Source organism: Gilliamella sp. X-60, assembly GCF_057063585.1.
Genome location: NZ_JBXSQJ010000009.1, coordinates 82,278 through 88,277 on the forward strand (window position 1 = coordinate 82,278; position 6,000 = coordinate 88,277).

A 6,000-nucleotide genomic window follows, 5' to 3' on the forward strand; every position below is an offset into this window, starting at 1 on the left:
TTTGGCAAATGGCTGTCTTTTTACTTGTTGGGTTATATTTTTTGTGAAAAATATTCAGGAGTCTATACCGTTTCATGATTATTTGATAATTTGCAGTATCTATTGGTTAAAATGGGTGATAATCATCGTATCAATCAAACATGTACAAAACCTAACTGCCTGCAAATGAATGGGAGCGGAAAGCGATAAGGACTTTAATGAAAATGCGGCGTTTGCTTTTTAGGTTATATTTTTGTAAAAAATATTCAGGAGTCTATACCGTTTCGTGATTATTTGGTAATTTGCAGTATCCAATTTGTTAAAATGGGTGTAGGAGGCAAATGTGATTAAGACAATATTCATTGATGTTGATTTTAACGGTATAATTATTTTTGACTACCCAGGAATACAGATCCCTTTTGGTGGGAAAATAGACAATGGGCAAAATATACTTAAAACATTTACAACAACAGACAAAGGCGACTTTGTGCTTGATAAGGGAATTGCGTTACCTATCATGGGCATTGATGATGGTGGTTATGTTGTTCGTTTGTTTTTAAATGAATCTCCCTGTAACGAGGAGAGACGGGTTATATTCAGCGATAAATATTTTTATCTTAATGTTACTGGAAACTTATATATTGCCGACATGTCTGTTTTTTGGGAATGGGAAGAATATACAGGTTGGCATAATGCAGATATTCCGAAGGGAATATATAAAGTTTGTTTGGAAGGCGTAACTTTAAAAAAAAATGGCGATACCTTTTATTGCTATGACTTGATCTTAGAAAAAATAAACAAACTTGGAAAAAGAGAAATTGAACCCCGTTCAGATGCTAGACTTTATTAAACAATTGCGAATAAAGTCTTTTCAAGGATTTATCGCTAATGGATATTGAATATCAGAAAATAGAATCCCATTTTTTTGAATTAATTTCTTTGCTGTGTAAAAGTTTTACCGTCGAAGAATTAGATGAAATTAAAGCGCTTATTGATTATGGTGAATAGGGAATAGGTTGTTAATAATGAATAAAGAATGGGAACCGATCTTTCAAATAGAGTTAATAGATATTATTAACAGCTTACACATCAAAAAATTGCATGTCGGCTCATCTGATTCTCTTATTGATGAAACGATGGGAGAACCAGAATTACCTGTAGCAAGACTAAACAGAAAATCAAAAATATTTAATCACCTATATGGCAATGTCAGTATTTTATCTGAAAATAACACGGTAATAAGTATAAATATTGACATGCATGGTTTTAGAAAAAAGATGGTCATCCTTGGTAGCATAAATAGCTGGAAACTTGATGATTGGCTAGCGCTGTCTAAAATAAAAGATTGGAATGTAACTCAATTTTGTGATGGAGTTCGACTTGAAGGAAAAGGAATCGTGATCTGTTTATTACCAGATGGAAAAGTTGAAATGGTTACTCTTTCTTAAATTGCTTCTAGCTTTTTTCCAATACAGCAACATGGCTGATTAATCGAGCAGACCGATCTAAACGGCTATACACAACAACTCAATTACGCTTGTCATTAAAACCGAAAAATCCTATAAGAAACCAGCTTACATTACCATACTTTCAGGTATTATGGTAAGGAATGCTTGCACCAAGTAATATCCTAAAAATTAAATCTATGTCTATAACAAAAGTTAACCTCTGTAACTAGGAGAATTATTAATGATTACCATTCATTTTGAATCTGGCAGCACACAAGAATTTGATGTAACAACATTTGATGGTTTTGATTTTAGTAATTCGATATTACATACAGCTATATTTACGGGATATTCATTGCGTGATGTTAATTTTAAATATGCTAATTTACGGAGTGTAAATTTTTCAAATTGTATTTTAGATAATGCTGATTTTGCCAATGCATTATTAATGAATTCAAATTTAATCAATGCATCATTATTAAATGCTCAGATGTCGAACTGCAAGTTAAATGGCGCTTTTTTACTAAATGCTAATTTACAAAGAGCTAATTTATCAGGCGCTGATTTATTTAATGCAAATTTCAATGGAAGTAATTTAAAAAGAGCAAATGTAAATGCAATGAGAATAAATGAAGCAAGTTTTATAGGGGCAATATATGACAAGTATACCATTTGGCCAAAATATTTTTCACCGGAGAACAATGGCGCTATTTTGCAATAAATATTATGAATAGCAACTTATTCTATTATAACAAAATTAATATCTGCCAAATGCTTCTGTCTTGTAGTTAACCGTGCTGATTCAATTACTAACAGATGAAATAAAACCAAAATCACAGATCTTAAAAAATCAGATTTGCTATTATTCATGCTCCATTTAAAGAGAAGTTGGAAATAAATAATGCAATATTAATTCGTTCAAAAAGTATGAATAGTTTTAATGCTAACAAAATAAACTGTTCGGCATTTTCAACGGATTTAGAGGGTAATAATGAAAGACTATATTATTTCATTTAGAGATAAACAGAGATATGCTCTTATCGAATATAACAAAATTGACAAGTTTGATTATTATTATGAAGGCGTGATTATTGAGTCTAATTTTCCGGAAGAAGTAATTTTTTTTATTAATGAATGTCATGCAATTATTAATGATATGGCAATATCACTTTTGGATGAAATTGAGAAAAAATTATATTTGTATGATATTGGTTTGGAAAAAAATTGTTCTAGAATTTTTGATATTCAATTTATCGATAAAAATAAAATTTCTTTTTTTACAAAATATCCATCAAGTCGGGGGTATTTAGACAAATATCCCAGTGATTAACGCTTTACTATAAATTGTAACAAAGGGTTAATTGTTTGCGTCAAACAAAAACTGTGATTGTGAACTGTCTGATTTGGTGCGCCTATATAAAAGGAGGATTAATATGTTAGATAAAGAATTACTTGATATTTTTGGTCAAAAGATTATTAGTTATGTTAGAGATCAAGCCATTTTCGAATTTGAAGCAATGGTTCAGGGTAAAATGAAATCTGAAAATATGGTTAAATTAAATAATGAACTAAAAATATTTGATAGAAATCAAATTGATATTTTAAAAAAAGTTGCTGTTATTGCTATTGATAGTGTTATTTACAATACATTAAATATGCTAGAACAAAATGAAGAAAATATGAGATTATTAATATCTAAAAATGGTAAAAATGAAAAAAACATTGTTAACATTAGTGATGGTTTATCTGGTGAACTTTTAACAGAAAGTGGCTGGATAGAAAAATTTAGTCAATACAATTAAAGATTATATATCAGTGATATTTTTTGTTACAGCTATATAAGCTAGGAACAAAGGATAGATTACAGATAAAACAAATAAACTAGCACATAAACTAACAGTGCGCATGTTCTCCCTTGATGGATTATTTTATTAAGGTAATTAATATGAATTTAAAAGAAATAAATCACAAGATTTTATCTCTTCCTACAATAATGGGTATTTCAGCAGAAATATCAATAATAAAAGAATTAATGAACCTTAAAGCTGATGATTTAATCAAAAATAATGATATTTTTCGATGTATCGTAGAATCATTAGAGCTATCCCATGGAGACTCAGGTTTTATGGAATTAACAAAAAATAATGAAAATATTTTTATTGATTTTTACCATTGGTTGAAACGAATAAATAAACAGTTAAATATAAATATCCACATGAATACTATAGATTGTTTTAGTTTAACAGTTGAGGAAGTCAATAGACTCATGTCACCATATAAATAAAAGAAAATATAAAAATGAACTAAAGTAATAGTTGTAAATACCGTTTAATATTTATTTTGGGCAACAAACATTGAATTTTTCTATTTGAAATTGCCGTAATCATTGGCAATACACAAAAAGGTAGTTCAAAATTAACCTAACAGACAAATTATTTATCAGCATTCATTTTACCTGAATGCGAGTATGGTCAGCAAAATAAATCCTCTTGTTGCTCTTTCTTGACTAGCGCTTTTGCGTCTATCTAAGTTTTCCAAAGTGTTTTACTATAACAATACATTTCCCTAATATGTTTTTCCTTGTTATAAAATTTAGCTAATTGTGTAATGCTATAATAGTGTATTGCATTTTATGTGAGGTAATTATATGAGTGATATTAACAGTCTTGTTAAGCGCTTAAATGATGAAGCTCAAGACGAAGTATATTGGCTTGGAGCTTGTGATGCATCACAAATTAATATACTCGAAAACAAGCTAAAATTATCGTTACCATATGAATTAAAAGAGTTTATTTTATTAGTAGGTGGCGGTGGTATTGTTGGAGAAGAAATATCAGGCATAGTTGATAATGATGCCTTGGCTGAGTCTGGAGGAGCAATTTATTATGACACTTATCAGTGTCGCAATGAATACACCTTACCATCAGATATGGCGGTTATTTATTTTAAAGATGACGATGTATGTTGGTGTGTTGATTGTAGAAAAGATACTTATGGGCAAATAGTTAATTATGATCTTTTCTCAAAAAAAATATCAGATATCCTTGCACCGTCATTCAGCATTTTTTTTGAGGAATATGTCAATCTACACACATAACTTATAGCCAAAATATTCTAAAGATGATTTATTTAGGCCTTACATGTTTTATTATAAAAGTGATGCATTTTTAGACTTTGATTGACATGATATAGAGCATTTTTTATTTGGGCTACCTTATTTCAGTTGTTGATTAAATTCAACCTTTGGATGTCACAATTTAGCTTATTGTTTTCTGTTATTGATAATGGCGGGCATTGCAAGCAAAATATAGCTGGTCAACATCATCTTCATGAAACTATTTACCAATAACTTATGAATACCAAGCTGCGACAACAACAATACAAGATTTTGGATTATTATTCAGGCAAGCAAAATTATATTAAAGATATAAGCGACATAGTTAGTTCTAAATCGATAAACTTATTAAAGATATTCTTAAAGACTACAAAATAAACTTTCTAAAATTAATGAAAACATGGTTAGAACCTTTATGAGACAATCTGTTAATGAACTTATTAAAATGGGACCTTTGCCTTCAGAAACGTGTTCTGATATTGACTTTATTCAGAAATATCAGAATATTTTACATAGCATTCAACCACCCTTATCAAACGAAGAAGCCACTAAACTAATTACACTCTTTGGTAAGGATGAAAGTTATGGGTTAGCGTGGACATTATTACATCTTATTGAATCAAGTGCCGATTTTTCTATAGATAAGCAATTGTTAAAAAATACAAATCCATGGATTGAGCTATTACTAAAGCGAACTATTAATAAATAAAACCAAGATAAATTATAATAAATCATTAAATTAAAATTTATTTGTTGATAACATGTCTAACACTAAGAAAATCGTTCAACATTGAATGAATTAAAATACTAACCTGTAGCAAAGATTAACACAAAGTGAACTTGATGAGTTCAAAAGTATATTATGATTATATAAAGTTTAGAGAGAAAAATGTATTTATTAGAGCATATAAATCCGTCAGGAACCGTGAATCAATTTCATCTTGATATATCTGAAGATGGGTTAATGATTTATGAATCATGTATTAACTATGTCTTAGAAAATTGTAGTGATAAGGAAATTTATAAAATTACTGGTTGCGAAAATAAGGAGACTTTAAAAGAAATACAAAAAAATATTATAACTATTTTATACTATTATGCTGCAAAGGATTTATTGCTACCCCGATATTTTGATCCTCATAATAGGTATACAGAACCAAATGAATTATCATGGATGGGAATAAATATAAACAGGCAAAATAAATAGATTCGTGTTGAGTTCAAAAAATTGTCTCTAGATCTATGCTGCTTTAACGACAAAATGATAGAGGTGGGCACTGTCTAATATTTTGGGGAGAATCACTCAGTTTTCCAAAATGGGAAAATGCGTTTGTAACTATCCCCTAAAATAGTACAGCAAAAAAGTAGAAAATTCTCTATGATAAAAGTAAAGGGGATTTAATTATGAAAAAAATGACTGAACATCAAATCGTCGCTATTTTAAAAGAAGCTGAAGCG

General features: G+C 29.3%; 9 protein-coding genes. All 9 read left to right on the forward strand.

The window, feature by feature from the left end:
• Positions 1 to 322: 322 nt before the first annotated feature.
• Complete coding sequence (locus ACYIAM_RS06385) at positions 323 to 829, forward strand: hypothetical protein (RefSeq protein ID WP_483747664.1); 507 nt, start codon at positions 323 to 325, stop codon at positions 827 to 829.
• Positions 830 to 1,004: 175 nt separating this feature from the next.
• Positions 1,005 to 1,427: a hypothetical protein gene (locus ACYIAM_RS06390; protein ID WP_483747665.1), complete on the forward strand. Its 423-nt coding sequence runs from the start codon at positions 1,005 to 1,007 to the stop codon at positions 1,425 to 1,427.
• A gap of 241 nt (positions 1,428 to 1,668) precedes the next feature.
• Positions 1,669 to 2,148, forward strand: a complete 480-nt coding sequence (locus ACYIAM_RS06395) for a pentapeptide repeat-containing protein (protein ID WP_065639011.1) — start codon at positions 1,669 to 1,671, stop codon at positions 2,146 to 2,148.
• 270 nt (positions 2,149 to 2,418) lie between these two features.
• Positions 2,419 to 2,757, forward strand: a complete 339-nt coding sequence (locus ACYIAM_RS06400; RefSeq protein WP_174797563.1) for a hypothetical protein — start codon at positions 2,419 to 2,421, stop codon at positions 2,755 to 2,757.
• Positions 2,758 to 2,860: 103 nt separating this feature from the next.
• Entirely contained in the window at positions 2,861 to 3,229 is a 369-nt protein-coding gene (locus tag ACYIAM_RS06405) for a hypothetical protein (protein WP_483747666.1), read from the forward strand.
• A 143-nt stretch (positions 3,230 to 3,372) separates the two neighbouring features.
• On the forward strand, positions 3,373 to 3,711 hold the full coding sequence (locus ACYIAM_RS06410; protein WP_483747667.1) for a hypothetical protein: 339 nt from the start codon (positions 3,373 to 3,375) through the stop codon (positions 3,709 to 3,711).
• Between the two features lie 363 nt (positions 3,712 to 4,074).
• Positions 4,075 to 4,524 carry an SMI1/KNR4 family protein gene (locus ACYIAM_RS06415; RefSeq protein WP_483747668.1) on the forward strand — a complete coding sequence of 150 codons (450 nt, stop codon included), beginning with the start codon at positions 4,075 to 4,077 and terminating at the stop codon, positions 4,522 to 4,524.
• Between the two features lie 433 nt (positions 4,525 to 4,957).
• On the forward strand, positions 4,958 to 5,251 hold the full coding sequence (locus tag ACYIAM_RS06420) for a hypothetical protein (protein WP_174797559.1): 294 nt from the start codon (positions 4,958 to 4,960) through the stop codon (positions 5,249 to 5,251).
• 180 nt (positions 5,252 to 5,431) lie between these two features.
• Entirely contained in the window at positions 5,432 to 5,749 is a 318-nt protein-coding gene (locus ACYIAM_RS06425) for a hypothetical protein (RefSeq protein WP_174797558.1), read from the forward strand.
• Positions 5,750 to 6,000: the final 251 nt, after the last annotated feature.